We start from the raw sequence: 21,595 nt of genomic DNA, 5'->3' as shown, positions 1-21,595 counted from the left end.
CGACAGGTATGGAACAGCTATGGGCCAACCGGGCTGCCAGCTCCGAAGCCGCTGTCGCGCAACGCCACCTGAAACGGTTGTGGGGGCTGCCGGGAACCCAGCTGGGGGTGGTGGCCTGGCCGGCGGCCCGGCGCGACCGGCTGTTCGGCACCTGGCACTACTGGTGGCAGGCGCACCTGCTGGACTGCCTCATCGACGCGCAGCTGCGCGACCCGCAACCGCACCGGCGCACGATGATCAACCGGCAGGTCCGCTCGCACCGGCTGCGCAACAACCTGAGGTGGGTCAACAGCTATTACGACGACATGGCCTGGCTGGCGCTGGCGCTGGAACGCGCAGCCCGGATCGCCGGCGTCGAGCGCCATCGCGCGCTGCCCAAGCTGGCCGACCAGTTCGTCAGGGCGTGGGCGCCCGAGGACGGCGGCGGCATCCCGTGGCGCAAGCAGGACAAGTTCTTCAACGCCCCGGCCAACGGCCCGGCGGGCATCTTCCTCGCCCGCTACGGCGACCACCTGAAGCGGGCCGAGCAGATGGGCGACTGGATCGACGGCACGCTGATCGACCCCGAGACGCACCTGGTGTTCGACGGCATCAAGGACGGCTCGCTGGTCCGCGCCCAGTACTCCTATTGCCAGGGCGTGGTGCTGGGCCTGGAGACCGAGCTGGCCGCGCGGACCGGCGCGGAAGCCAGGGCCCGGCACCGGGCGCGGGTGCATCGGCTGGTCGCGGCGGTCGGCGAACACATGGCGCCCTCGGGTGTGCTGCGGGGCGCCGGCGGCGGCGACGGCGGCCTGTTCGCCGGCATCACCGCCCGATACCTCGCGCTGGTCGCCACCACGCTGCCCGGCGACTCCGCGGACGACGCCATGGCCCGCGACGCCGCGCGCACCATCGTGCTGTCGTCGGCGAAATCGGCCTGGGAGTACCGGCAAACGGTCGAGGGGCTGCCGCTGTTCGGCGTGTTCTGGGACCGCGACGCCGAGCTGCCCGAGGCGGGCGGCGAGGAGGCGCAATTCGTCGAGGGCGCGGTCAACGCCTCCGAGATCGCCGAGCGGGATCTGTCCGTTCAGCTATCCGGCTGGATGCTGATGGAGGCCGCAGGTAACGTCACCGCCGTGAGCGAGTCATGAGCAAACTCAACGGCGACTGGATCCCCGACGAGGCAACGCTTGCCGACGCCAACCTCACCCGCTTCATGGCCTGGCTCGCCGAGACCGGTCGCGGCGAGTACGGCGACTACCACGAGCTCCTGCGCAACTCGGTCGACGACATCGAATGGTTCTGGGAGGCCGTCTGGAATTTCTTCGACATCCAGGCGGACAGCCCCCCGACCGCCGTGCTGGGCAACCGTTCCATGCCGGGCGCCGAGTGGTTTCCCGGCGCCACGCTCAACTACGCCACCGAGGTGTTCCGGCACGCCACCGACGCGCGCCCGGCCCTCATCGCCGTCGGCGAGGACAGCTCGACCGAATGGTCGTGGGCGCGGCTGCAGCGCGAGACGGCGGCGTTCGCGGCCTATCTGCGCAACCTCGGCGTCAAGCCCGGCGACGCCGTCGTCGGGTACCTCCCGAACGTCGGCGAGGCCGTCGTCGCGGCCCTGGCCGCGGCCGGCGTCGGCGCGATCTGGGCGGTGTGCAACCAGGACGTGGCCGTCGACGGTGTGATCGCCCGTCTCGGTCAGGTGCAGCCAGCCGTGCTGGTGGCCACCGACGGGTCGGTGTACGGCGGCAAGCGCATCGATCGGCGCGCGGAGCTGGCCACCATCCGCGCCGCCATGCCGACGCTGAAGGCCACCGTCGTGGTGCCGCGGCTCGGGCTCGAGATCGGCGACGACGCCGTGCCGTGGGCCACGGCGGTCGCAGCGGACGCGCCCCTGGAGATCACGCCGGTCCCGTTCGCGCACCCCCTGTGGGTGATGTTCTCGTCGGGAACGACGGGCAAGCCGAAGGGCATCGTGCACGGGCACGGCGGCGTGCTGGTCGAGCACCTGAAATACCTTACCCTGCAACTGGATTTGCGCCCGGACGACCGTTTCCTGTGGTACTCGTCGACCAGCTGGATGATGTGGAACTTCCTGGTGTCCGGGCTGCTGGTCGACACGACCATCGTGCTCTACGACGGCAGCCCGACGCATCCCGGCACCGATGGCCTCTGGCGGGTCGCCGCCGACGCCGGCGTCACATTCCTGGGCGCCGGCGCGGGCTACCTGTTGGCTTGCGCCAAACAGGAATTGAAGCCGGGCGAGGCGTACCCGCTGGACGGGGTGCGCGCCGTGGGATCCACCGGTTCCCCACTGCCGGCGTCCGGATTCCGCTGGGTGCAGGAGGGGCTCGGCCGCCCCCTTCCGGTGATCTCCATGAGCGGCGGCACCGACGTGTGCACCGCCTTCATCGGCGGCTGCTCGATCGTGCCCGTGGTGGCCGGCGAGCTGTCGTGCGTCTGCCTCGGCGTGGCCATCGAGGCGTGGAATGGCCAGGGGCGCCCCGTCATTGGCGAGGAGGGCGAGCTGGTGGTGACCAAGCCGATGCCGTCCATGCCGGTGTTCTTCTGGAACGACGACGACGGCAGCCGCTACCGCGCCGCCTACTTCGACAAGTACCCCGGGGTGTGGTGCCACGGTGACTGGATCACCATCACCGAGCGGGGATCCGTTGTGGTGCACGGCCGTTCGGACGCGACCCTGAACCGGATGGGGGTGCGGATGGGCAGCGCCGAGATCTACACGGCGGTCGAACGCATGCCCGAGGTGCGGGACTGCCTCGTGGTCGGCGTCGAACAGGACGACGGCGGCTACTGGATGCCGCTGTTCGTTTCGCTGGCCGACGGCGTGGAGCTCGACGAGGCGCTGCGGTCGAGGATCGCCGCGGAAATCCGTCAGCACGCCTCGCCGCGGCACGTGCCCGACGACATCCTGGACGTGCCGGGCATTCCGCGGACCCTGACCGGCAAGCGGCTGGAGATCCCGATCAAGCGGATCCTGCTGGGGGCCGCGCCGGACCAGGCCGTGCAGCAGAGTTCGATCGACCGGCCGGACCTGCTAGAGGCTTTCGTTGCGTACCGCAGAAGTCGGGTGTCCTGAGTCCGGCTCCTCGGCGGTCGCGCGGCGTCGCCCCCGGTAGCCGCGCCAGGCGGCGATGAAGGCGGGGATCAGCGACACGAACAGGATGCCCAGGATGATCTTTTCCAGGTTCTGGTGCACGAACGGCACGGTGCCCAGGAAGTAGCCCGCCAGCGTGACGCCGCCGCCCCAGGTGATGCCGCCGACGATGTCGAAGCCGAGGTACACCGGGTAGCGCATGTACGACACCCCGGCGATCACCGGGACGAACGTGCGGACGAACGGCGCGAAGCGGGCGAGGATGACCGCCCAGGGCCCGTACTTCTCGAAGAACGCGTGCGACTCCGTGACGTAGTGCTTCTTGAAAAACCGGGAATCTTCCTTCTTGAACAGCGCCGGCCCGATCCGCCGCCCGATGAAGTATCCGCACTGATCGCCCAGCACCGCGACCAGCGCGACGGACGGCGCCAGCACCCAGATGCTTGTCGGTGGGTTCGGGTGCGCGGTCAGCAGCCCGCCGGTGAACAACAGCGATTCACCGGGCAGCAGCGGAAACAGCAGCCCGGTCTCGATGAAGACGATGACCAGGATCCCGGGCAGCACCGCTTTGCCGAAGACGCCGCCCGAGCCCAGCCAGTACATCGGGTCGAGGATGTTCGGCAGGGCCGTCACCACGGTGCTCACGATGCTTCAACATACCGGTCTTGCGATACTTGACGGACCCAGCCGCCAGGAGGAGCCCATGCCCATCGCCACGCCCGAGGTCTACGCCGAGATGCTGGCACGCGCCAAGGAGAACGCGTACGCCTTCCCCGCCATCAACTGCACGTCGTCGGAGACGGTCAACGCCGCGATCAAGGGCTTCGCCGACGCCGGCAGCGACGGCATCATCCAGTTCTCCACGGGCGGTGCGGAGTTCGCGTCCGGACTTGGGGTCAAGGACATGGTGGCCGGCGCCGTCGCGCTGGCCGAATTCACCCGCAGCATCGCGGCCAGATACCCGATCAACGTCGCGCTGCACACCGACCACTGCCCCAAGGACAAGCTGGACAGCTACGTGCGGCCGCTGCTGGCGATCTCGGCCGAAAGAGTGGCGGCCGGCCAGGACCCGCTGTTCGGATCGCACATGTGGGACGGCTCGGCGGTGCCGGTCGAGGAGAACCTCGCCATCGCGCAGGAACTGCTCAAGGAGGCCGCGGCCGCCAAGATCATCCTCGAGGTCGAGATCGGCGTGGTGGGCGGCGAGGAGGACGGCGTCGCCCACGAGATCAACGACAAGCTCTACTCCACTCCGGAGGATTTCGAGCGGACGGTCGACGCGCTGGGCCACGGTGAGCACGGCAAGTACCTGTTGGCCGCGACGTTCGGCAACGTGCACGGCGTGTACAAGCCCGGCAACGTCAAGCTGCGCCCCGACGTGCTGGCGCTGGGGCAGCAGGTCGCGGCGGCCAAACTGGGCCTGGCCGCCGACGCCAAGCCCTTCGACTTCGTGTTCCACGGCGGTTCGGGCTCGCTGAAGTCGGAGATCGAGGAGGCGCTGCGCTACGGCGTGGTGAAGATGAACGTCGACACCGACACCCAGTACGCGTTCACCCGCCCGATCGCGGGCCACATGTTCACCAACTACGACGGCGTGCTCAAGGTCGACGGCGAGGTGGGCGTCAAGAAGGTCTACGACCCGCGCAGCTACCTCAAGAAGGCCGAGGCCGGCATGAGCGAGCGGGTCGTGGAGGCCTGCAACGACCTGCACTGCGCCGGGAAGTCCCTGAGCTGAGCTAACCGCTGGGGGACTGGCAGATCTTCCACTGATCGTCGCGGTACTGCAGGTCGAGGCTGCGCGTCGAACGCAGCGACGGGTCGTACGCCATGAACGTGGTGATGTTCGCCTCGGCGTGCTGGCCGTTGACGACGACCTGGTCGATGCTGGCGATCACCGGATACTGCTTGGCCGCCGAGACCCGCTGATAGGTTTCCTGCCACGCGTGTTCGTCGTAGTCCACGTATCCGTCGCGGACGGTCCCGCACGTGACGGTGCGCAGCGCGGTCAGGTCGCCCCGCTGCACCGCGATGTCGTACTGCTGGATGGTGTGCCGAACCTGGTCTTCCTCAGAGACTTTCGTGTGTTTGCCGCGGGTCAGCAGCACGGTGCCCAGGATCGCGATCGCCGCCAGCGCCAGCACGATCAGCACCAGCGCCAGCACCCAACCCCAGTTGAACTGCCGCGTGGTGCGCAGCTTCGCCCCCAGTCGGGGCGGAATCGATTGTGGCACAGCGGCTTTCGGAGGAACGCCCAGCTGCGTCGTCGCGCCTTCGGCGGGCGGCGGCGACGCGAAGACCTCGGTGGCCGGCTCCGGGGAAGTCGCGATGACCTGGGTTTCCTTCGCATCGAAGCCGGGTGCGGTGAAACGACGCTCGCGCTGCTGGCCGTCCGCGGCCTCGGCGTCGCTGTCCTGATCGCCCTTGTTGATCACCACGGTCTCGGTCTCGGGGTCGACGGGCACCAGCGGCTGGTCCTCGGCTGCCCCTTCGGGTTCGGGTGGATTGGGCATAGAGGGAGCTTAGCGACCCGCCGCGGGGGAACGGCAAAATAGACGCCATGACGTCGATGGGAGATCTCCTCGGACCCGATCCGATTCTGCTGCCCGCCGATAGCGACGCCGAGGCGGAGCTGCTGGCCAACGAGAACCCGACCGCGGTCGCGGCCGCGCACCCGTCGGCGTCGGTGGCCTGGGCCGCGCTTGCCGAAGGAGCGCTGGCGGAGGACAAGGCCGTCACCGCCTACGCGTACGCGCGCACCGGTTACCACCGCGGCCTGGACCAGCTGCGGCGAAATGGCTGGAAGGGCTTCGGCCCGGTGCCGTACGCGCACGAGCCCAACCGCGGCTTCCTGCGTTGCGTGGCGGCGCTGGCGAAGGCGGCCGACACCATCGGCGAGACCGACGAATACCTGCGCTGCCTGGACCTGCTCGACGATTGCGACCCCGCGGCGCGCCAGGCGCTGGGCCTCTAAAAGCCGTCCGTGCAGTCGCCGTGCACCTCCGGCGGCTCGATCTGGACGGTGGCGTGGTCCAGACCCCGCGCGGACAGCACCGCGCGCGCGTCGGCCAGCACCCTCGCGGAGTCGCCGTCGCTGGTGAGGTGCGCGGTGCACATGTCCTTGCCGGGCGAGAGCGTCCACACGTGCAGGTCGTGCACTTCGGTCACGCCGTCGACGGCGCCCAGCGCGCCGCGCAGCTCGTCCACGTCGATGTGGGTCGGCGACGACTCGGACAGGATCCGCAGCGCGTCGCGGGCCAGCGAGATGGCCCGCGGCAGCACCCACAGCGCGACCAGCACCGCGACCACGACGTCGGCGTACGGCCAGCGGGTCGTCACGGTGACGATGCCGGCGATCAGCACGCCCAGGCTGCCGACGCTGTCGGCGACCACCTCCATGTAGGCGCCCTTGACGGCCAGGCTGCCCTCCGAATGCGCTCGCAGCATCAGCGCGACCACGAGGTTGGCCAGCAGCCCGGCCAGCGCGACGACGATCATCGGCACGCCGGGGATCGACGGGGTTTCCTTGAGCCGCTGGATCGCCTCCCACAGGATGAACAGGGCCACCCCCAGCAGCAGCCCGGCGTTGGCGACGGCGGTGAACACCTCGGCGCGGTGCCAGCCGTAGGTGCGCGCGGGCGACGAGCTGCCGCGCTTCGCGAGCGTCACGGCGGCCAGCCCCATGAACACCGCGACGACGTCGGTCAGCATGTGTCCGGCGTCGGCCAGCAGCGCGATCGAGTTGATCAGCAGCGAGGTGGTCAGTTCTACGACGAAGAACACCGCCAGGATCGCCGCCGCGGCGATCATGCGGGGGATCATCCGCGACGAATCGCTCTCGGCGGGGGTGTGGTTATGGCCGGCGCCCATAGCCAGCAATATATGCGTAACAACGCATATATTGCAAGGGTCAGAACCAGGCGCTCCAGAACCGGGTCAGCGAGTTGCCCCAGGCCACCAGCACGTGCGGCACCCCGGAGAAATCGAACAAATAGAGCACCAGCCCGAAGAACCACCGGCTGGCCGCCAGGATCAGGAACAGCAGGATGAAGAAGCCCCACTGCTTGGCGGGTGCCAGCGCGCGCTGCGTCTCGGGGCTCAGGTGCGGCTCGAGCGCGTCGTACCCGTCGAGGCCCGGGATCGGCAGCAGGTTCAGCAACAGGGCGGTGACTTGGAGGAACCCCAGGAAGGCCACGCCCGACCACAGCACCGCGTGGTCCGGGTCGTAAAAGAACCGGGTCAGTGCCAGCAGCAGCACCGCCAGCACGAGGTTGGCCGCCGGACCGGCCAGGCTGACCATGGTCCGGCGGGCCGGCGTCATGAACCACGTCCGCACGTACACCGCGGCCCCGGGCAGGCCGATCCCGCCGAGCAGGATGACCACCACCGGCAGCAGCAGCGAGAGCGCGGGGTGGCTGTAGCGGCGCGGGTCCAGGGTCAGATATCCGCGCACCGCGACGTCGTGATCGCCGAATCGCCAGGCGGTCACGGCGTGCCCGAATTCGTGCAGGCACAGCGACACCAGCCAGCCGGCGAGCACGAAGACGAACACCCCGGCGTACGACAGCGGCCGCACGCTCGACCCGGCCAGCCACGCCAGCACGCCGCCGGTCGCCGTCAACGCGACCAGGGCGAGGAAGAGCGGGCTGGGCCGCACCGATTCGTGTTGCCGGGCGGGGAAGTTCACCGCTCGAAGTTACCTCGACGCCCGCCGCCGCTGCGGGGCGCAGCGCCAGGACGCGAAAACCCGCGTTTGCGTCGGGTGGCGGCGGCCGGCCGCTACCGTCCCAAGACCATGACGAATGCAAGCGGTTCGCTCGAGGTATGGCTGCGCCAGGACGATGGGGAGATCGTGTGCACGGTCGTCCGCGACGACGAGAGCACCTACGAGCTGGACGTGGACTCGCTGTCAATGCGCGGCGCGCAACGCGAGATGACCGGCTACTTCATCGACGAAGGCTACGAGCCGGCCGGCGAGTGGCAGGTCGAGGTTGACGGCCACGATGGTCCCGCGGAGACGGCGCGCCGCTTCCGGCCGGCAGAGCACCACGAATCGGACCCGAACGTCGACTTGGCGGTCGACGCGTACGACACGCTCGAGGCCGGTGCCGGAGAGGTGTTGCCGTAGCGCCGACGGCGGCTAGCGGACCAGCAGCCAGCCCTCGACATTGCGGTAGAACGTCGACCGTCGCGCCGCGCGCGGCGCCGCGACGCCGTCCCGCACGACGGTGACTCCGGTGCTGCCCAGCTGGGCCGCGCGGCCGGCCACCCACCGGCGCTTCACCCGGGCCCGCAGGCCCGGCATGGCCAGCGTCGGCTCGATCCGCACGGCGGCGACCTCGCCGTCGAACAGCGTGGTGTCGTCGACGACGGCCTCGCCGGTGATGGCCCGCCGGCCGTCGGGCGGCTGCCAGCGCGCCCGGCCCACGATCACCGACCCGGTCTCGTCGCGGATCAGGGTCACCCGTCGGGCCGAGCCGCGCCGCGCGCGCCGCGCCGCGCGACGCCCGGCCGGGACGCGGTAGGCCCGGGTGGCCGGGGTGCGGCGGGGCGGCACGTAGGCCACCTCGACGTCGAGCCGTTCGGCGCGCAACAGCCGGGTCAGCACCGCGGCCAGGTCGGCGTCGGCGCCGACGACCACCAGCCGTCGGTATGGCCCGACCGCGGCGTCGATATCGGACGCATGGACCGGCAGGCCGGTCAGCGCGCGCGGCACCGGGCGCTCGCCGAAGACCAACACCCCCACGTTATTCATGCGTCGCTCGCAAGCTCCTGGGATAGGGTGTGTCACCGGCTGGACCACAATAAGCAGGCGAGATCAGGTTGGAGCAAACGTCATGCCGGCAATCGTCCTCATCGGCGCCCAATGGGGCGACGAGGGCAAAGGTAAGGCCACTGACCTGCTCGGCGAGCGCGTGCAGTGGGTGGTGCGCTATCAGGGTGGCAACAATGCCGGGCACACCGTCGTCCTGCCCACCGGCGAACACTTCGCCCTGCACCTCATCCCGTCGGGGGTGCTGACGCCCGGGGTCACCAACGTCATCGGCAACGGCGTGGTGGTGGATCCCGGCGTGCTGCTCGACGAGCTGAAGGGCCTCGAGGACCGCGGCGTCGACACCTCCCGGCTGCTGATCTCCGCCGACGCCCACCTGCTGTTGCCCTACCACGTGGCCATCGACAAGGTCACCGAGCGCTACATGGGCAACAAGAAGATCGGCACCACCGGCCGCGGCATCGGCCCGTGCTACCAGGACAAGATCGCCCGGCAGGGGATCCGGGTGGCCGACGTGCTCGACCCCGACGCGCTCACCCACAAGATCGAGGGCGCGCTGGAACTCAAGAACCAGATCCTGGTCAAGATCTACAACCGCAAGGCGCTCGACCCGCACCAGGTGGTCGACGCGCTGCTGGAGCAGGCCGAGGGGTTCCGGCACCGCATCGCCGACACCCGGCGGCTGCTCAACACCGCGCTCGAAGACGGCGAAACGGTCCTGCTGGAGGGCTCGCAGGGCACCCTGCTCGACGTCGACCACGGCACCTACCCCTACGTCACGTCGTCGAACCCGACCGCGGGCGGCGCTGCCGTCGGCTCCGGGATCGGGCCGACCCGGATCACCGCCGTGCTCGGGATCCTCAAGGCCTACACCACCCGCGTCGGCTCGGGCCCGTTCCCCACCGAGCTCTTCGACGAGAACGGCGAATACCTGTCCAAGACCGGCGGCGAATTCGGTGTCACCACGGGCCGGCGCCGGCGCTGCGGCTGGTTCGACGCCGTGATCGCCCGCTACGCCACCCGGGTCAACGGCATCACCGACTTCTTCCTGACCAAGCTCGACGTGCTGTCCAGCCTGGAAACGGTGCCGGTGTGCGTCGGCTACCGGATCGACGGGGCGAGCATCAACGACATGCCGATGACCCAGAGCGACCTCGCCCGCGCCGAACCGATCTACGAGGAGCTGCCCGGCTGGTGGGAGGACATCTCGGACGCGCGGGAGTTCGACGACCTGCCCGCCAAGGCGCGTGATTACGTGTTGCGTCTGGAAGAGCTTGCGGGAGCACATGTTTCGTGCATCGGCGTCGGTCCCGGACGCGATCAGACGATCGTGCGCCGCGACGTCCTGGCGGCCCGCCCGTGACGGAACTCGACCCCAAAGAACTCGACCCGGAGTACGAACACCACGGCGGTTTCCCCGAATACGGCCCGGCCAGCCCCGGCCCCGGATTCGGCCGGTTCGTGGAGGCCATGCGCCGGCTGCAGGACCTCGCGGTGTCCGCCGACCCGGGCGACGACGTCTGGGACGACGCGGCCGACCGCGCCGCCGCGCTGGTGGAGGTGCTGGGCCCCTTCCAGGCCGAGGAGGGCAAGGCGCCGGCCGGGCGGACGCCCGACGTGCCCGGCATGGGCAGCCTGCTGCTGCCGCCCTGGACGTTGACCCGGTACGCCCCCGACGGCGTCGAAATGACCGGGTATTTCAGCCGGTTTCACGTCGGCGGCAACCACGCCGTGCACGGCGGCGTGCTGCCGCTGCTGTTCGACCACATGTTCGGGATGGTCTCGCACGCCGCGGGGCGGCCGATCAGCCGCACGGCCTTCCTACACGTCGACTACCGCAAGGTCACGCCGATCGAGACGCCGTTGCTGGTGCGCGGCCGCGTCACCCGCACCGAGGGCCGCAAGGCGTTCGTTTCTGCGGAGCTCCTCGACGGTGACGACGCCTTGCTGGCCGAGGCCAACGGCCTGATGGTGCGCTTGCTTCCGGGCCAGCCCTAGGGATTGGCGAACCGACCTATCCTTGAGCGGTGACTGACGGCTTGAGCCAAGGACAGGACGAGAAGACGACGGCGCTCGCCGTGTCGCCGCAGGCTGCCCCTCGACCGCCCGACGACGGCAGGACGACGGTGATGCTGCTCGGCTCCGGCGAGCTCGGCCGGGAGCTGGCGGTCGCGCTGCGCAACCTGGGCGCGCGGGTGATCGAGGCCGAAGAGCGCTTGACCGACGTGGGCGAGCTCTCGAAGGCGATTCGACAGCAGCAGCCCGACTTCGTGGTGACGGCGACCGACGAGGTCGCCACGCAAGCCCTCGATGCGCTGGCCGGTGGTCCCGACGGCGAGCGCACCGAACTGGTGCCCAACGCCCGGACCGTCCGGCTCACCTCCGACCGGGAGGCGCTGCGCCGGATGGCCGCCGACGAGTTGGGGTTGCCCACCGCACCGTTCTGGTTCGTCGGCTCGGTCGGCGAGCTGCGGGCGGTGGCCGGCCACGCCGGGTATCCGTTGCTGGTGAAGCCGGGGTCGGGGCGGGGACATTCGGTGGTCTCCGGGCCCGACGACATCGAGCCGGCCTGGCAACGCGCGCAGGGGAATTCGACCGGTCGGGTGCTGGCCGAGACCGTGGTCGAGGTCGACTTCGACGTCACCCTGCTCGTCGTGCGCGCCGAGGGTCCGAACGGTCCGCTGATCGAGTTCTGCTCGCCCATCGGCCACCGCGACGTCGACGGCGCCGTGCTGGAATCCTGGCAGCCCCAGCAAATGGGCGAGCCCGCCGTCGACGCGGCCAAGTCGATCGCCGCGCGAATCGTCAAGGCGCTCGGCGGGCGCGGCGTCTTCGCCGTCGAGTTGATGATCAAGGGCGACGAGGTGTACTTCGCCGACGTCACCGCCCGCCCGCACCCGAGCGTCTGGGTGACCCTGCGCAGCCAGCGCCTTTCGGCGTTCGAACTGCAGGCCCGCGCCATCCTGGGCCTGCCGGTGGACACCATGATGATGTCGCCGGCCGCCGCCCACGCCATCGATCCCGGCCCCGACGGCGGCGCGTCGGCCACCGAGGCGTTGACCCGCGCGCTGCGGGTGCCGGAAAGCGACCTACGCGTCTTCGCCACCGGGCGCGGCGTGGCGCTGGCCACCGCACCGGACGTCTCGGTTGCGCGCGACCGTGCCCGACAGGTGGCGAGCGCCCTGAATATGCGAGACTCACGCGGATGAGCTACGCAGGAGACATCACCCCGGAACAGGCGTGGAAGCTACTGAGCGACAACCCCAACGCCGTGCTGGTCGACGTGCGCACCGACGCCGAATGGCGGTTCGTCGGCGTGCCCGACCTGTCGAGCCTGGGCCGCGACGTGGTGTACATCGAATGGGTTACCGGCAACGGCATGCCCAACGCGAACTTCGCCGCCGAGCTGAAGGGTCGCGTCCCGCCGGCCGACGAAGAGCGGCCCGTGATCTTCCTGTGCCGCTCGGGCAACCGCTCAATCGGCGCCGCCGAGGTCGCCACCCAGTTGGGCCTCACCCCGGCCTACAACGTGCTGGACGGTTTCGAGGGCCAGCTTTCGGCCAGCGGGCATCGCGGTGAGAACGGTTGGCGCGCAGTCGGATTGCCCTGGAGACAAGGGTGATCGAAGGCGACTCTGTCCGCACGCCCAAGGCGCTGCCCGACGGCGTCAGCCAGGCCACCATCGGCGTGCGCGGCGGCCTGCTGCGATCCGGTTTCGAAGAGACCGCCGAGGCGATGTTCCTGACGTCGGGCTACGTCTACGAGTCGGCGGCGGTGGCGGAGCGGTCGTTCACCGGCGAGCTGGACCACTTCGTCTACTCGCGCTACGGCAACCCGACCGTGACGATGTTCGAGGAGCGGTTGCGCCTGATCGAGGGGGCGCCCGCGGCGTTCGCCACCGCGAGCGGCATGGCCGCGGTCTTCACCTCGCTGGGCGCGCTGCTGGGCGCCGGCGACCGACTGGTCGCGGCGCGCAGCCTGTTCGGCTCCTGCTTCGTTGTGTGCAACGAGATTCTGCCGCGATGGGGGGTAGAGACCGTCTTCGTCGACGGCGACGACCTCGCGCAGTGGGAGCGGGCCCTGTCGGTGCCCACGCAGGCGGTGTTCTTCGAGACCCCGTCCAATCCCATGCAGTCGCTGGTCGACATCGCCGCGGTGACCGAGCTTTCCCACGCCGCCGGCGCGAAAGTGGTGCTGGACAACGTCTTTGCCACACCGCTGCTGCAGCAGGGCTTCCCGCTCGGCGTGGACGTAGTGGTGTACTCCGGGACCAAGCACATCGACGGGCAAGGCCGGGTGCTGGGCGGCGCCATCCTCGGCGACAAGGAGTACATCGACGGCCCGGTGCAGAAGCTGATGCGGCACACCGGCCCCGCGCTGAGTGCCTTCAACGCCTGGGTGTTGCTGAAAGGCCTTGAGACGCTGGCGGTTCGGGTCGAACATTGCAACGCGTCCGCGCACCGCATCGCGGAGTTCCTCGAGACCCACCCGGCGGTGAGCTGGGTGCGCTACCCCTACCTGACGTCGCACCCGCAATACGACCTGGCCAAGCGCCAGATGACCGGCGGCGGAACGGTGATCACCTTCGCGCTCGACTGTGCCGAAAGCGCAGCCAAGCAAAGGGCTTTCGAGGTGCTGGACAAGCTGCGGCTGATCGACATCTCCAACAACCTGGGCGACGCGAAATCCCTGATCACCCATCCGGCGACCACGACGCACCGCGCCATGGGTCCGGAGGGTCGCGCCGCGATCGGGCTGGGCGACAACGTGGTTCGCATCTCCGTCGGGCTGGAGGGCCCCGACGACCTGATCGCCGATATCGATCAGGCGTTGAGTTAGCCGGGTTGCCCAGGGGTTCCGTACAGCAACCCGGCACGGCCGGCGGCGCCGTCCGGATTGCCGCCGTTCCCGCCGTTGCCCAGCAGGAACGCCGATCCGCCCGCGCCGCCGTGGATCCCGCGACCTCCGTCGCCTCCGTTGCCGTACAGCAGTCCGCCGTTACCGCCGACACCGCCGAGGCCACCTTCGCCCAGTGCTCCGGCCCCACCGTCGCCGATCAACCAGGCGGATCCCCCAGCACCCCCGTCTCCGGTAGCGCTGGCTCCGCCGTCACCGCCGTTGCCGTAAAGGAACCCACCGTTGGCGCCGGCTGCCTGCCCGCTGGCCCCGCCCCCGCCCCCGTTACCTCCGTTGCCGATGAGGAATCCGGCCCTCCCGGCCGTGCCACCGTGGCCGCCAGTGGTGGTGAAGTCGTTGCCTCCGCTACCGCCGTTGCCGACGAGCAAGCCGGCTGTCCCGCCGATCCCGCCACCGGCACCCCCACCGCCGCCGCCGTTGCCGCCGTCGCCGAACAAGAGCCCGCCCGACCCGCCGTTGCCACCGAGGCCTCCCGCGCCGCCCGCGCCGCCGATGCCGCCGTTGCCGAACAGGATCCCGCCGGACCCGCCTCTGCCGCCGTTCTGGCCGGCATTGCCGGCCGCGCCGTTACCGCCGTTGCCCCACAAGAGGCCGCCGTCCTGTCCGTTGGCGCCCGGTGTGGCGCCGTTGGCGCCGTTGCCGATCAGCGGCCGGCCGAAAAACGATTCCGCCGGGGCGTTGATCGCGTTCAGGGCGGCGGCCTGCGCGTTGGTGGACTCGGCGGTCGCGTACTGCGCGCCGCTGCCGGAGAGTAGTTGTACGAACTGATTGTGGAAGTTCGACGCCTGCGCGGCCAAGGCCTGATAGGCCGCCGCGTGACCAGAGAACAGCTGGGCGAGCGCAGCGGATACTTCGTCAGCGCCCGCGGCCAACACACTCGCGGTGGGCGCCTCCGCCGCGGCGGTAGCCGTGTTGATGCCGGAGCCAATATTCGAGAGGCTGCCGGCGGCTGCTGCCAGTTCTTCGGTGGCCGCGCTGAGAAAGGACATGTCAAGCTCCTAAAGCTCGATCGGACATCGAGTTCGGCGAAGTCGGTTGAAAATGGGTCGCGAAGCGATTGAACGAGATCCTAATGAGCTGGATGCGGAATCGCAGGGCTTGTTCGACTAACCCGCTGCCTTCTCGGCAGCTTCGATGCGCTCGACCGCGGCCAGCGTCCCCTCCTGCGCCTGCTTCTCCACCCAGTCCACCACCGGTCGCGCGTACATCATCTGACTGGTGATGGCCATCTGGCCGCGCGTACGACCCAGGAAGGAAATGCCCCAGGAGAACATGGCGGCGATCCGGTTGCGGTGGCCCACAAGGTAGTACAGGTGCAGTCCCAGCCACGCCAACCACGCGATGAAGCCCCCGAACTCCAGCTTGCCGACCTTCGCGACGGCGCTGTAGCGGGAGATGAGGGCCATGCTGCCCTTGTCGAAGTACTTGAACGGTTTCCGGGTGGCGGGGTCGTCGTGTCCCTTCAGGGAAAGCTTGATGAGCGCCGTCGCGTAGTGCGCGCCCTGGATCGCGCCCTGGGCCATGCCCGGCACGCCGGGCACCGACATCAGGTCGCCGACGACGAAGACGTACGGGTGACCCTTGACGGAGAGGTCGGGTTCGACGACAACCCTTCCGGCGCGGTCGGTTTCGGTGCCGTCGGACTGGTCGGCGATCATCTTGCCGAGCGGGCTGGCCTGCACGCCGGCCGCCCATACCTTGCACGCGCATTCGATGCGGCGGTGGCCGCCGTCCTTTTCTTCGATCGTGATGCCCATGTAGTCCACCGCGGTCACCTTCGCGTTGAGCTGGACCTCGACGTCCATCTTCTCCAGCCGGCGCTGCGCCTTGAGGCCCAGGTTGGCGCCCATCGGCGGCAACACCGCGGGCGCCGCGTCGAGCAGGATGACCCGGCAATCGCTGGGCGTGATGGTCCGGAAGGCGCCGGCCAGGGTGCGCTCGGCGAGTTGAACGATCTCGCCGGCCAGCTCGACGCCCGTCGGGCCGGCGCCGACGACCACGAACGTCAGGCGCCGCTCCCGCTCGGCCGGATCGGTGGCGACCTCGGCGGCCTCGAAGGCGCCGAGGATGCGGCCGCGTAGCTCCAGGGCGTCGTCGATGGACTTCATGCCGGGCGCGAACGCGGCGTAGTCGTCGTTGCCGAAATAGGACTGCTGGGCGCCGGACGCCACGATGAGGCTGTCGTAATGCGTGACGGTCTGCATCCCCATCAGGTGCGACGTAACCGTCTGCGCCGTCAGGTCGATCGCCTCCACGTCGCCCCATAACACCCGGACGTTCTTCTGCTTGCGCAGGATCAGCCTGGTGGTGGGCGCGATGTCGCCCTCGGACAGGATCCCGGTGGCCACCTGGTAGAGCAGCGGCTGGAAAAGGTGAGTGGTCGTCCTCGAGATCAGGGTGACGTCGACGTCGGCCCGTTTGAGCGACCGCGCCGCGTTCAGGCCACCGAATCCGCTTCCGACGATGACGACGTGATGGCGCGACATGCCTACCCCTTCGTGTCGTGGTCCCCGCAGCCCATCACCACCCTATGTTGTCGGGGACGCTTGTATAATCGAATGTATGTTCGACTCGATGAATGACGCCGGCGTGGTGGACGCCCTGACGACCGCGGCGCGCGAGAAGAACGCTATGTGGGCGCGGGAGTTCGCGGCCATCGGTGAGTTGTATGCGCGTCGGGCGCCGGAGGACGACATCGATCGGCGCAATTGGGCCATCGACGGACATGAAAATGTGGTCGCCGAGGTGGCCGCGGCGTTGGGGATCAGCCGTGGTCGGGCCGCCGGGCGATTGCGGTATGCGATCGCGTTGCGCGAGCGGCTGCCCCGGATGGCCGAGGTGTTCGCGCGCGGCGAGATCGATTTCCGGCTGGTGGCCGCGGTGGTGTGGCGCACCGATCTGGTCGAGGATCCGGAGCTGATCGCTGGGCTGGACGCCGCGGTGGCCAAGCATGTCAAGTGGTGGATGCGGCTGTCGGAGCGCAAATTGACCGAGCGCATCGACATGTGGGTGGTCCGCTTCGACCCGGCGGGTCGGCGGGTGCCCGGGCAGCGCGAAGAGGATCGATACGTCGAGGTCGCCCCCACCGCTCCCGGGTTGACCAACGTGTGGGCGCAGCTGCACGCCACCGACGGCGCCGCGCTGGAGCGCAAGCTCGACGCGATGGCCGCCTCGGTGTGCCGTCAGGATCCGCGGACCAAGGCCCAGCGCCGCGCCGATTCCCTCGGCGCCCTGGCCGCCGGCCTGGAGGTGCTGCGTTGCCAGTGCGGACAGCCGGAGTGCGACGCGGCGCGGCGGGCCGCGACCAATGTGATGATCCACGTCCTCGCCGAACAGTCCTCCGTCACAGGAGATTCGGAAGCGCCGGGATTCCTGCCCGGGTTTGGCCCGGTGCCCGCGACGGTGCTGCGCGACTTGGCCGGTGCCGCCAAGGTGAAGCCCCTCGTCGTCCCGCAGGGTGGCGCCGAGTCCAGGTACCGGCCGTCAGCGGCATTGGCCGAGTTCGTCAGGTTGCGGGACTTGACCTGCCGATTTCCCGGTTGCGACGCCCCGGCCGAGGTCTGCGACATCGACCACACCGTGCCGTTTCCGCTGGGGCCCACGCACCCGTCCAACCTCAAGCTGCTGTGCCGGTATCACCATCTGCTGAAGACCTTCTTCCCCGGGTGGGGTGATCGTCAGCGGCCCGACGGCACGCTGGTCTGGACATCCCCGACTGGGCATACCTACGTCACCAAACCCGTTGGGGCCCTGTACTTTCCGGCTCTAGCCGTCCCGACGGGAAAGCTGACGCTTCCCAACCAGACGCAGCCGCAGGATCGGCGCGGACTGATGATGCCGACCCGGCAACGAACCCGCGCCCAGGACCGCGCCGCCCGCGTCAGCTGGGAACGCGGCATCAACGAAGCCCGCATGGCGGCCGATCCACCGCCCTTCTAGCGCAACGCCTAGAACGGCCACGCCGCGGCGTTGGTCTTGTACTTCCCGTTGAGCTGGTTGCAGAAGTCGTCGTTGGTGCCGGCCAGGAAGATGTAATAGGCCTCCGCGTTGCTGCGGCGGCTGTCGAAGGAGTTGGGCGTGGTCCAGCCGCTGTTGCACATCGCCGTGTCCGAACCCGTGGTGGGCTTGCGCCAATTGGTCTTGGCGCAGGCATTCAGGGCGTCGACGTTTGGTGTGGTGCTCTTTGAGGCGACCAGCATCGCGCCGCCCCACAGCCCGTCGTTGCGCCGGTAGGCGCGCGCCCCGAATCCGGCGTTGTTGGTCTGGCACGCCAGCGCCCGCTTGAGCAGCCCGAAGGGTGCTGCGAGCTGGGGATTGCTGACCGCGGCGGCGGCCGTGATGAACTGGGCCGCGTCCGAGCCGTCAACCTCCTGCACGTTCGGGTTGCCGAGGCCCGTCAACTGCTGCGCAATCCCGGAGTTGTTGCCCCCGCCGATGATCGACCCGCCGCCGCCGGACGTCATCGGCGGCAGGGTGACGGGATCGGCGGTCGCGACGGGAACCGACAGCGCCAGCCCGCACGCGGCGAACACAACGCCGATCCGATTTACGACAGATCTCATGAGCGGTTCTCCTATCAGCGGAACGCGTCGCTGCCGGTGAAGGCCTGGCCGAGGACGAGCTGGTGCATCTCCGGCGTGCCCTCGTAGGTCAGCACCGATTCCAGGTTGACCATGTGCCGGATGACGGGGTACTCCAGCGATATCCCGTTGCCGCCCAATATGGTTCGGGCGGTCCGGCAGATCTTGATGGCCTCGCGGGTGTTGTTGAGCTTGCCGAAGCTGACCTGCTCGGGGCGCAGCCCGACGCCGTCCTTGAGGCGGCCGAGGTGCAGCGACAGCAGCTGCCCCTTGTGCAGTTCGACCGCCATGTCGACGAGCTTGGCCTGCGTCAGTTGGAACCCGGCGATGGGACGGCCGAACTGGGTGCGCTGCGTGGCGTAGTCGAGCGCGGCCTGCCAGGCCGACCGCGCGGCGCCCATCGATCCCCAGATGATCCCGTACCGCGCCTCCGACAGGCACGACAGCGGGCCGCGCAAACCCGTCGCTCCGGGCAGCATCGCGTCGGCGGGCAGGCGCACGTCGTCGAGCACCAGCTCGCTGGTGATCGAGGCCCGCAGCGACAGCTTGTGGTGGATGGTGTTGGCGGTGAAGCCCGCGGTCTTGGTCGGTACGACGAAGCCGCGGATCCCCTCGTCGGTGGCCGCCCACACGATCGCCACGTCGGCGACCGAGCCGTTGGTGATCCACAACTTGCGGCCGTTGATCACCCAGTCCGAACCATCTTGGCGTGCACGGGTTTTCATCGCCGCAGGATCGCTTCCGACGTCGGGTTCGGTCAGCCCGAAGCAGCCCAGCAGTTCGCCGGCGGCCATGCCGGGCAGCCACTGCTGCTTCTGCTCCTCCGACCCGAACTTCCAGATCGCGAACATCGCCAAAGAGCCCTGCACGGAGACCATCGACCGGATGCCGGAGTCGGCCGCCTCCAGCTCGGTGCAGGCCAGGCCGTAGTGCACGGCCGACGCGCCGCCACAGCCGTAGCCGTGCAGATGCATCCCGAGCAGTCCGAGCTGGCCGAACTGCTTGGCCAGCTGGCGGACCGGAAGGTCCCCGATCTCGAACCACTCGCCGACGTAGGGGAGGACGTGCTCGGCGCAAAACTTTCGCACGGTGTCGCGCACGGCGAGCTCGTCGCCGGACAGGGAGGCGTCCAGGCCCAGCGGGTCGTCCCGGTCGAAGGCGGGCGGTGCATCAGTGCTCATAGCTGCCAGCCTGCCACCCCGGTAGTCTCGCGGCATGCGACGGATGGCCTACCTGCTCGTCGACGTCGTCGCCGTGCTGGTGTTCTGCGCCGCCGGCCGCCGCAGCCACGCCGAAGGGCTGACCATCGGCGGCCTCGCCACCACCGCCTGGCCGTTTCTGACCGGGACCGTCCTTGGGTGGCTGCTGTCCCGCGGCTGGCGGCGACCCACCGCCGTCGCCCCCACCGGTGTGATTGTCTGGCTGTCCACCGTGGTTGTCGGCATGCTGCTGCGCAAAGCCAGCTCGGCGGGCGTGGCGGCGAGCTTCGTGGTGGTCGCCGCGTCGGTCACCGCGGTCCTGTTGCTCGGCTGGCGGGCCGCCGTGGGCCTGGCCCTGCGGCGCCGATCCGACGCCTGAGCAGACCATGGCGCCCGCCAGCTGGAACCCGGCCTCCGGGGATGGCCTGACCACCACGTTCGACGCGGTCGTCAGGGCCGTGGCCACGAACAAGGGCCTGCTCGATGACCCGTTCGCCGAGCCGCTGGTGCGCGCCGCGGGAGTGCCATATTTCACCCAGGTGATCGACGACGAGCGGTACGCCGCCGACGACGGCGGCCACCCGATCACGACGGGGCTCATCAACGTCCAGGCGGCCTATGGCAGGTTCCTGGACGAGTTTCTCGCCGACGCGGGCCGCTCCGGCATTCGCCAGGTGGTGATCCTGGGGTCCGGCCTCGACACCCGGCCGTATCGGCTGTGGTGGCCATCGGGGACCACGGTGTACGAGATCGATCGGCCGGACGTCCTCGATTTCAAGGGCGAGGTGCTGCGGGGGTTGCACGCGCGGCCGGCCGCGCACTGGCGCGAGATCGGCGTCGACCTTCGTCAGGATTGGCTGGCGGCGCTGCGGCGGGCCGGTTTTGACGCCGCGACGCCGACGGCCTGGATCGCCGAGCAACTGCTCGTCGGTTACCTGCCGCCGGACGCGCAGCACCGGTTGCTGCTGGGCGTCAGCGAGGCGAGCGCGCCCGGCAGCCGCTTCTCTGCCGATCACATGGCCACCTGGACGCCGGAACGGCAGGCGGCGCGGCAGGCCTTCGTCGAGGGCTGGCGACTGCACGGCCTCGACGTCGACCTGGCCAGCCTGACGCACCCGGGCGAATACCGTTACGTCCCCCAGTATCTGGCGGCGCACGGCTGGGAGACAATCCAGCGCAACGTCGTCGAGTTGTTCGCCGGCCTCGGCTTGAGCGATTCCTGGCGCGGCCGCCCCCGGGACGTGAATCTCATGCCGGGATACGTCACCGCTACTCGTTAATGAACTTAACGGTTCATTTCCTGAAATTTTTCGTTGCGCCCCATCCGCCGGTGCCGCCGCTCCGAATGACCTGTGTTCCATCAGAAGACGGCGGCGCAGGGCCGCCTGTGACGAAGGAGTCGAAAGCAAATGATGAGCAGGGGTGCGAAAACACTTGCCGCGGCGGGTCTCGCGGCCATCGCCGTTGCCGCGATGCCGACGGTTACGGCCACCGCCGACAACCCGAATGATCTGATCGGAACGGGTTGCGCGGACTATGCCAAGCAGAATCCGAGCGGTCCGGGGTCCGTGCTGGGAATGTCGCGCGACCCGGTGGCGACGGCGGCGTCGAACAACCCGATGTTGACCACGCTGACATCGGCGCTGTCGGGGAAGCTGAATCCGAACGTGAACCTGGTCTCGACCCTCAACAACGGCCAGTACACGGTGTTCGCGCCCACCAACGCCGCGTTCGACAAGCTGCCGGCGGGCACCATCGACAAGCTGAAGACGGACTCGCAGCTGCTGACCGGCATCCTGACCTACCACGTGGTGCAGGGTCAGTTGAGCCCGGGGACGGTCGGCGGTGTGCACCCGACGCTGCAGGGTGCGCCGCTGACCGTGGCCGGTCAGGGCAACGACCTGCGGGTCAACAACGCGGGCCTGGTCTGCGGCGGCGTGCACACGTCCAACGCGACGGTGTACATGATCGACACGGTGCTGATGCCCCCCGGCCAGTAAGACGGATCCGTCCGGGCTGGGTGGAATGGGTG

General features: G+C 69.4%; 23 protein-coding genes. 14 read left to right on the top strand and 9 right to left on the bottom strand.

Going from position 1 to position 21,595, the window contains the following annotated elements; translation table 11 throughout:
- Positions 1–8 precede the first annotated feature (8 nt).
- Both AC5Y2S_RS12200 and AC5Y2S_RS12195 read left to right on the top strand, forming a co-directional pair.
- Positions 9–1,130, top strand: a complete 1,122-nt coding sequence (locus AC5Y2S_RS12200; protein ID WP_499956390.1) for a glycoside hydrolase family 76 protein — start codon at positions 9–11, stop codon at positions 1,128–1,130.
- Complete coding sequence (locus AC5Y2S_RS12195; RefSeq protein ID WP_499956389.1) at positions 1,127–3,079, top strand: acetoacetate--CoA ligase; 1,953 nt, start codon at positions 1,127–1,129, stop codon at positions 3,077–3,079. The genes AC5Y2S_RS12200 and AC5Y2S_RS12195 overlap by 4 nt, the downstream gene beginning before the upstream one ends.
- Here the strand turns inward: AC5Y2S_RS12195 and AC5Y2S_RS12190 are convergent.
- Positions 3,038–3,742: a DedA family protein gene (locus AC5Y2S_RS12190; protein ID WP_499956388.1), complete on the bottom strand. Its 705-nt coding sequence runs from the start codon at positions 3,740–3,742 to the stop codon at positions 3,038–3,040. The genes AC5Y2S_RS12195 and AC5Y2S_RS12190 overlap by 42 nt on opposite strands.
- Before the next feature lie 58 nt (positions 3,743–3,800).
- Here AC5Y2S_RS12190 and fbaA point away from each other — a divergent pair, with 58 nt between their 5' ends.
- Complete coding sequence (gene fbaA / locus AC5Y2S_RS12185; protein WP_499956387.1) at positions 3,801–4,832, top strand: class II fructose-bisphosphate aldolase; 1,032 nt, start codon at positions 3,801–3,803, stop codon at positions 4,830–4,832.
- Position 4,833: 1 nt separating this feature from the next.
- Here the strand turns inward: fbaA and AC5Y2S_RS12180 are convergent, their stop codons facing one another.
- On the bottom strand, positions 4,834–5,607 hold the full coding sequence (locus AC5Y2S_RS12180; protein ID WP_499956386.1) for an Rv0361 family membrane protein: 774 nt from the start codon (positions 5,605–5,607) through the stop codon (positions 4,834–4,836).
- Positions 5,608–5,654: 47 nt separating this feature from the next.
- Between AC5Y2S_RS12180 and AC5Y2S_RS12175 the strand changes: the two genes are divergently transcribed.
- On the top strand, positions 5,655–6,068 hold the full coding sequence (locus AC5Y2S_RS12175) for a DUF3151 domain-containing protein (RefSeq protein ID WP_499878763.1): 414 nt from the start codon (positions 5,655–5,657) through the stop codon (positions 6,066–6,068).
- On the opposite strand, the gene AC5Y2S_RS12170 is transcribed toward AC5Y2S_RS12175, so the two are convergent.
- Together AC5Y2S_RS12170 and AC5Y2S_RS12165 are read right to left on the bottom strand one after the other, a co-directional pair.
- The gene (locus AC5Y2S_RS12170; protein ID WP_499956385.1) at positions 6,065–6,964 is read right to left on the bottom strand and encodes a cation diffusion facilitator family transporter; all 900 of its coding nucleotides are present in this window, start codon (positions 6,962–6,964) and stop codon (positions 6,065–6,067) included. The genes AC5Y2S_RS12175 and AC5Y2S_RS12170 overlap by 4 nt on opposite strands.
- 40 nt (positions 6,965–7,004) lie before the next feature.
- Positions 7,005–7,781: a site-2 protease family protein gene (locus AC5Y2S_RS12165; protein WP_499956384.1), complete on the bottom strand. Its 777-nt coding sequence runs from the start codon at positions 7,779–7,781 to the stop codon at positions 7,005–7,007.
- Between the two features lie 108 nt (positions 7,782–7,889).
- Between AC5Y2S_RS12165 and AC5Y2S_RS12160 the strand changes: the two genes are divergently transcribed.
- Positions 7,890–8,222 carry a hypothetical protein gene (locus tag AC5Y2S_RS12160; protein WP_499956383.1) on the top strand — a complete coding sequence of 111 codons (333 nt, stop codon included), beginning with the start codon at positions 7,890–7,892 and terminating at the stop codon, positions 8,220–8,222.
- Positions 8,223–8,234: 12 nt separating this feature from the next.
- Here the strand turns inward: AC5Y2S_RS12160 and AC5Y2S_RS12155 are convergent, their stop codons facing one another.
- Positions 8,235–8,849 (bottom strand): peptidase M50, encoded by a 615-nt coding sequence (locus tag AC5Y2S_RS12155; protein WP_499956382.1) that lies wholly within the window; start codon positions 8,847–8,849, stop codon positions 8,235–8,237.
- A gap of 82 nt (positions 8,850–8,931) precedes the next feature.
- Between AC5Y2S_RS12155 and AC5Y2S_RS12150 the strand changes: the two genes are divergently transcribed.
- From AC5Y2S_RS12150 to AC5Y2S_RS12130, 5 genes are read left to right on the top strand one after another with little or no spacing between them, the layout of a single operon-like run.
- On the top strand, positions 8,932–10,230 hold the full coding sequence (locus tag AC5Y2S_RS12150; RefSeq protein WP_499956381.1) for an adenylosuccinate synthase: 1,299 nt from the start codon (positions 8,932–8,934) through the stop codon (positions 10,228–10,230).
- Positions 10,227–10,865, top strand: coding sequence for a PaaI family thioesterase (locus AC5Y2S_RS12145; protein WP_499956380.1), 639 nt, complete (start codon positions 10,227–10,229; stop codon positions 10,863–10,865). The genes AC5Y2S_RS12150 and AC5Y2S_RS12145 overlap by 4 nt, the downstream gene beginning before the upstream one ends.
- A gap of 29 nt (positions 10,866–10,894) precedes the next feature.
- A complete protein-coding gene (gene purT, locus AC5Y2S_RS12140) occupies positions 10,895–12,076 on the top strand; it encodes a formate-dependent phosphoribosylglycinamide formyltransferase (protein ID WP_499956379.1) in 1,182 nt (393 codons plus the stop codon).
- Positions 12,073–12,489 carry a rhodanese-like domain-containing protein gene (locus AC5Y2S_RS12135; protein WP_499956378.1) on the top strand — a complete coding sequence of 139 codons (417 nt, stop codon included), beginning with the start codon at positions 12,073–12,075 and terminating at the stop codon, positions 12,487–12,489. The genes purT and AC5Y2S_RS12135 overlap by 4 nt, the downstream gene beginning before the upstream one ends.
- Positions 12,486–13,706 carry an O-succinylhomoserine sulfhydrylase gene (locus tag AC5Y2S_RS12130; RefSeq protein ID WP_499956377.1) on the top strand — a complete coding sequence of 407 codons (1,221 nt, stop codon included), beginning with the start codon at positions 12,486–12,488 and terminating at the stop codon, positions 13,704–13,706. Before AC5Y2S_RS12135 ends, AC5Y2S_RS12130 begins: the two co-directional genes overlap by 4 nt.
- Here the strand turns inward: AC5Y2S_RS12130 and AC5Y2S_RS12125 are convergent.
- Together AC5Y2S_RS12125 and AC5Y2S_RS12120 are read right to left on the bottom strand one after the other, a co-directional pair.
- On the bottom strand, positions 13,703–14,773 hold the full coding sequence (locus AC5Y2S_RS12125; RefSeq protein WP_499956376.1) for a PE family protein: 1,071 nt from the start codon (positions 14,771–14,773) through the stop codon (positions 13,703–13,705). The two genes, AC5Y2S_RS12130 and AC5Y2S_RS12125, sit on opposite strands and share 4 nt — an antisense overlap.
- 117 nt (positions 14,774–14,890) lie before the next feature.
- A complete protein-coding gene (locus AC5Y2S_RS12120) occupies positions 14,891–16,270 on the bottom strand; it encodes an NAD(P)/FAD-dependent oxidoreductase (RefSeq protein WP_499956375.1) in 1,380 nt (459 codons plus the stop codon).
- Positions 16,271–16,346: 76 nt separating this feature from the next.
- Between AC5Y2S_RS12120 and AC5Y2S_RS12115 the strand changes: the two genes are divergently transcribed.
- On the top strand, positions 16,347–17,723 hold the full coding sequence (locus AC5Y2S_RS12115; protein ID WP_499956374.1) for an HNH endonuclease signature motif containing protein: 1,377 nt from the start codon (positions 16,347–16,349) through the stop codon (positions 17,721–17,723).
- An 8-nt stretch (positions 17,724–17,731) separates the two neighbouring features.
- Here the strand turns inward: AC5Y2S_RS12115 and AC5Y2S_RS12110 are convergent, their stop codons facing one another.
- The gene (locus AC5Y2S_RS12110) at positions 17,732–18,346 is read right to left on the bottom strand and encodes a hypothetical protein (RefSeq protein WP_499956373.1); all 615 of its coding nucleotides are present in this window, start codon (positions 18,344–18,346) and stop codon (positions 17,732–17,734) included.
- A 14-nt stretch (positions 18,347–18,360) separates the two neighbouring features.
- On the bottom strand, positions 18,361–19,545 hold the full coding sequence (locus AC5Y2S_RS12105; RefSeq protein WP_499956372.1) for an acyl-CoA dehydrogenase: 1,185 nt from the start codon (positions 19,543–19,545) through the stop codon (positions 18,361–18,363).
- 34 nt (positions 19,546–19,579) lie between these two features.
- Here AC5Y2S_RS12105 and AC5Y2S_RS12100 point away from each other — a divergent pair, with 34 nt between their 5' ends.
- The 3 genes from AC5Y2S_RS12100 (at position 19,580) to AC5Y2S_RS12090 (ending at position 21,563) form a co-directional block, all read left to right on the top strand.
- On the top strand, positions 19,580–19,942 hold the full coding sequence (locus AC5Y2S_RS12100) for a DUF3054 domain-containing protein (protein WP_499956371.1): 363 nt from the start codon (positions 19,580–19,582) through the stop codon (positions 19,940–19,942).
- A 7-nt stretch (positions 19,943–19,949) separates the two neighbouring features.
- Positions 19,950–20,843 carry an SAM-dependent methyltransferase gene (locus AC5Y2S_RS12095; protein ID WP_499956370.1) on the top strand — a complete coding sequence of 298 codons (894 nt, stop codon included), beginning with the start codon at positions 19,950–19,952 and terminating at the stop codon, positions 20,841–20,843.
- Between the two features lie 129 nt (positions 20,844–20,972).
- Positions 20,973–21,563: a fasciclin domain-containing protein gene (locus AC5Y2S_RS12090; protein WP_499956369.1), complete on the top strand. Its 591-nt coding sequence runs from the start codon at positions 20,973–20,975 to the stop codon at positions 21,561–21,563.
- Positions 21,564–21,595: the final 32 nt, after the last annotated feature.

It is taken from the genome of Mycobacterium sp. NGS69 (assembly GCF_059812165.1).
The sequence above is the reverse complement of the archived record's forward strand: the minus strand, read 5'-3'. Positions and strand labels throughout refer to the sequence as shown.

Bases quoted from the DNA above. Each gene is read 5' to 3' on its own strand.
- AC5Y2S_RS12200 (WP_499956390.1), top strand. From the start codon at position 9: ATGGAACAGCTATGGGCCAACCGGGCTGCCAGCTCCGAAGCCGCTGTC.
- AC5Y2S_RS12195 (WP_499956389.1), top strand. From the start codon at position 1,127: ATGAGCAAACTCAACGGCGACTGGATCCCCGACGAGGCAACGCTTGCC.
- fbaA (WP_499956387.1), top strand. From the start codon at position 3,801: ATGCCCATCGCCACGCCCGAGGTCTACGCCGAGATGCTGGCACGCGCC.
- AC5Y2S_RS12180 (WP_499956386.1), bottom strand. From the start codon at position 5,607: ATGCCCAATCCACCCGAACCCGAAGGGGCAGCCGAGGACCAGCCGCTG.
- AC5Y2S_RS12175 (WP_499878763.1), top strand. From the start codon at position 5,655: ATGACGTCGATGGGAGATCTCCTCGGACCCGATCCGATTCTGCTGCCC.
- AC5Y2S_RS12170 (WP_499956385.1), bottom strand. From the start codon at position 6,964: ATGGGCGCCGGCCATAACCACACCCCCGCCGAGAGCGATTCGTCGCGG.
- AC5Y2S_RS12160 (WP_499956383.1), top strand. From the start codon at position 7,890: ATGACGAATGCAAGCGGTTCGCTCGAGGTATGGCTGCGCCAGGACGAT.
- AC5Y2S_RS12155 (WP_499956382.1), bottom strand. From the start codon at position 8,849: ATGAATAACGTGGGGGTGTTGGTCTTCGGCGAGCGCCCGGTGCCGCGC.
- AC5Y2S_RS12150 (WP_499956381.1), top strand. From the start codon at position 8,932: ATGCCGGCAATCGTCCTCATCGGCGCCCAATGGGGCGACGAGGGCAAA.
- AC5Y2S_RS12135 (WP_499956378.1), top strand. From the start codon at position 12,073: ATGAGCTACGCAGGAGACATCACCCCGGAACAGGCGTGGAAGCTACTG.
- AC5Y2S_RS12125 (WP_499956376.1), bottom strand. From the start codon at position 14,773: ATGTCCTTTCTCAGCGCGGCCACCGAAGAACTGGCAGCAGCCGCCGGC.
- AC5Y2S_RS12120 (WP_499956375.1), bottom strand. From the start codon at position 16,270: ATGTCGCGCCATCACGTCGTCATCGTCGGAAGCGGATTCGGTGGCCTG.
- AC5Y2S_RS12115 (WP_499956374.1), top strand. From the start codon at position 16,347: ATGTTCGACTCGATGAATGACGCCGGCGTGGTGGACGCCCTGACGACC.
- AC5Y2S_RS12110 (WP_499956373.1), bottom strand. From the start codon at position 18,346: ATGAGATCTGTCGTAAATCGGATCGGCGTTGTGTTCGCCGCGTGCGGG.
- AC5Y2S_RS12105 (WP_499956372.1), bottom strand. From the start codon at position 19,545: ATGAGCACTGATGCACCGCCCGCCTTCGACCGGGACGACCCGCTGGGC.
- AC5Y2S_RS12100 (WP_499956371.1), top strand. From the start codon at position 19,580: ATGCGACGGATGGCCTACCTGCTCGTCGACGTCGTCGCCGTGCTGGTG.
- AC5Y2S_RS12095 (WP_499956370.1), top strand. From the start codon at position 19,950: ATGGCGCCCGCCAGCTGGAACCCGGCCTCCGGGGATGGCCTGACCACC.
- AC5Y2S_RS12090 (WP_499956369.1), top strand. From the start codon at position 20,973: ATGATGAGCAGGGGTGCGAAAACACTTGCCGCGGCGGGTCTCGCGGCC.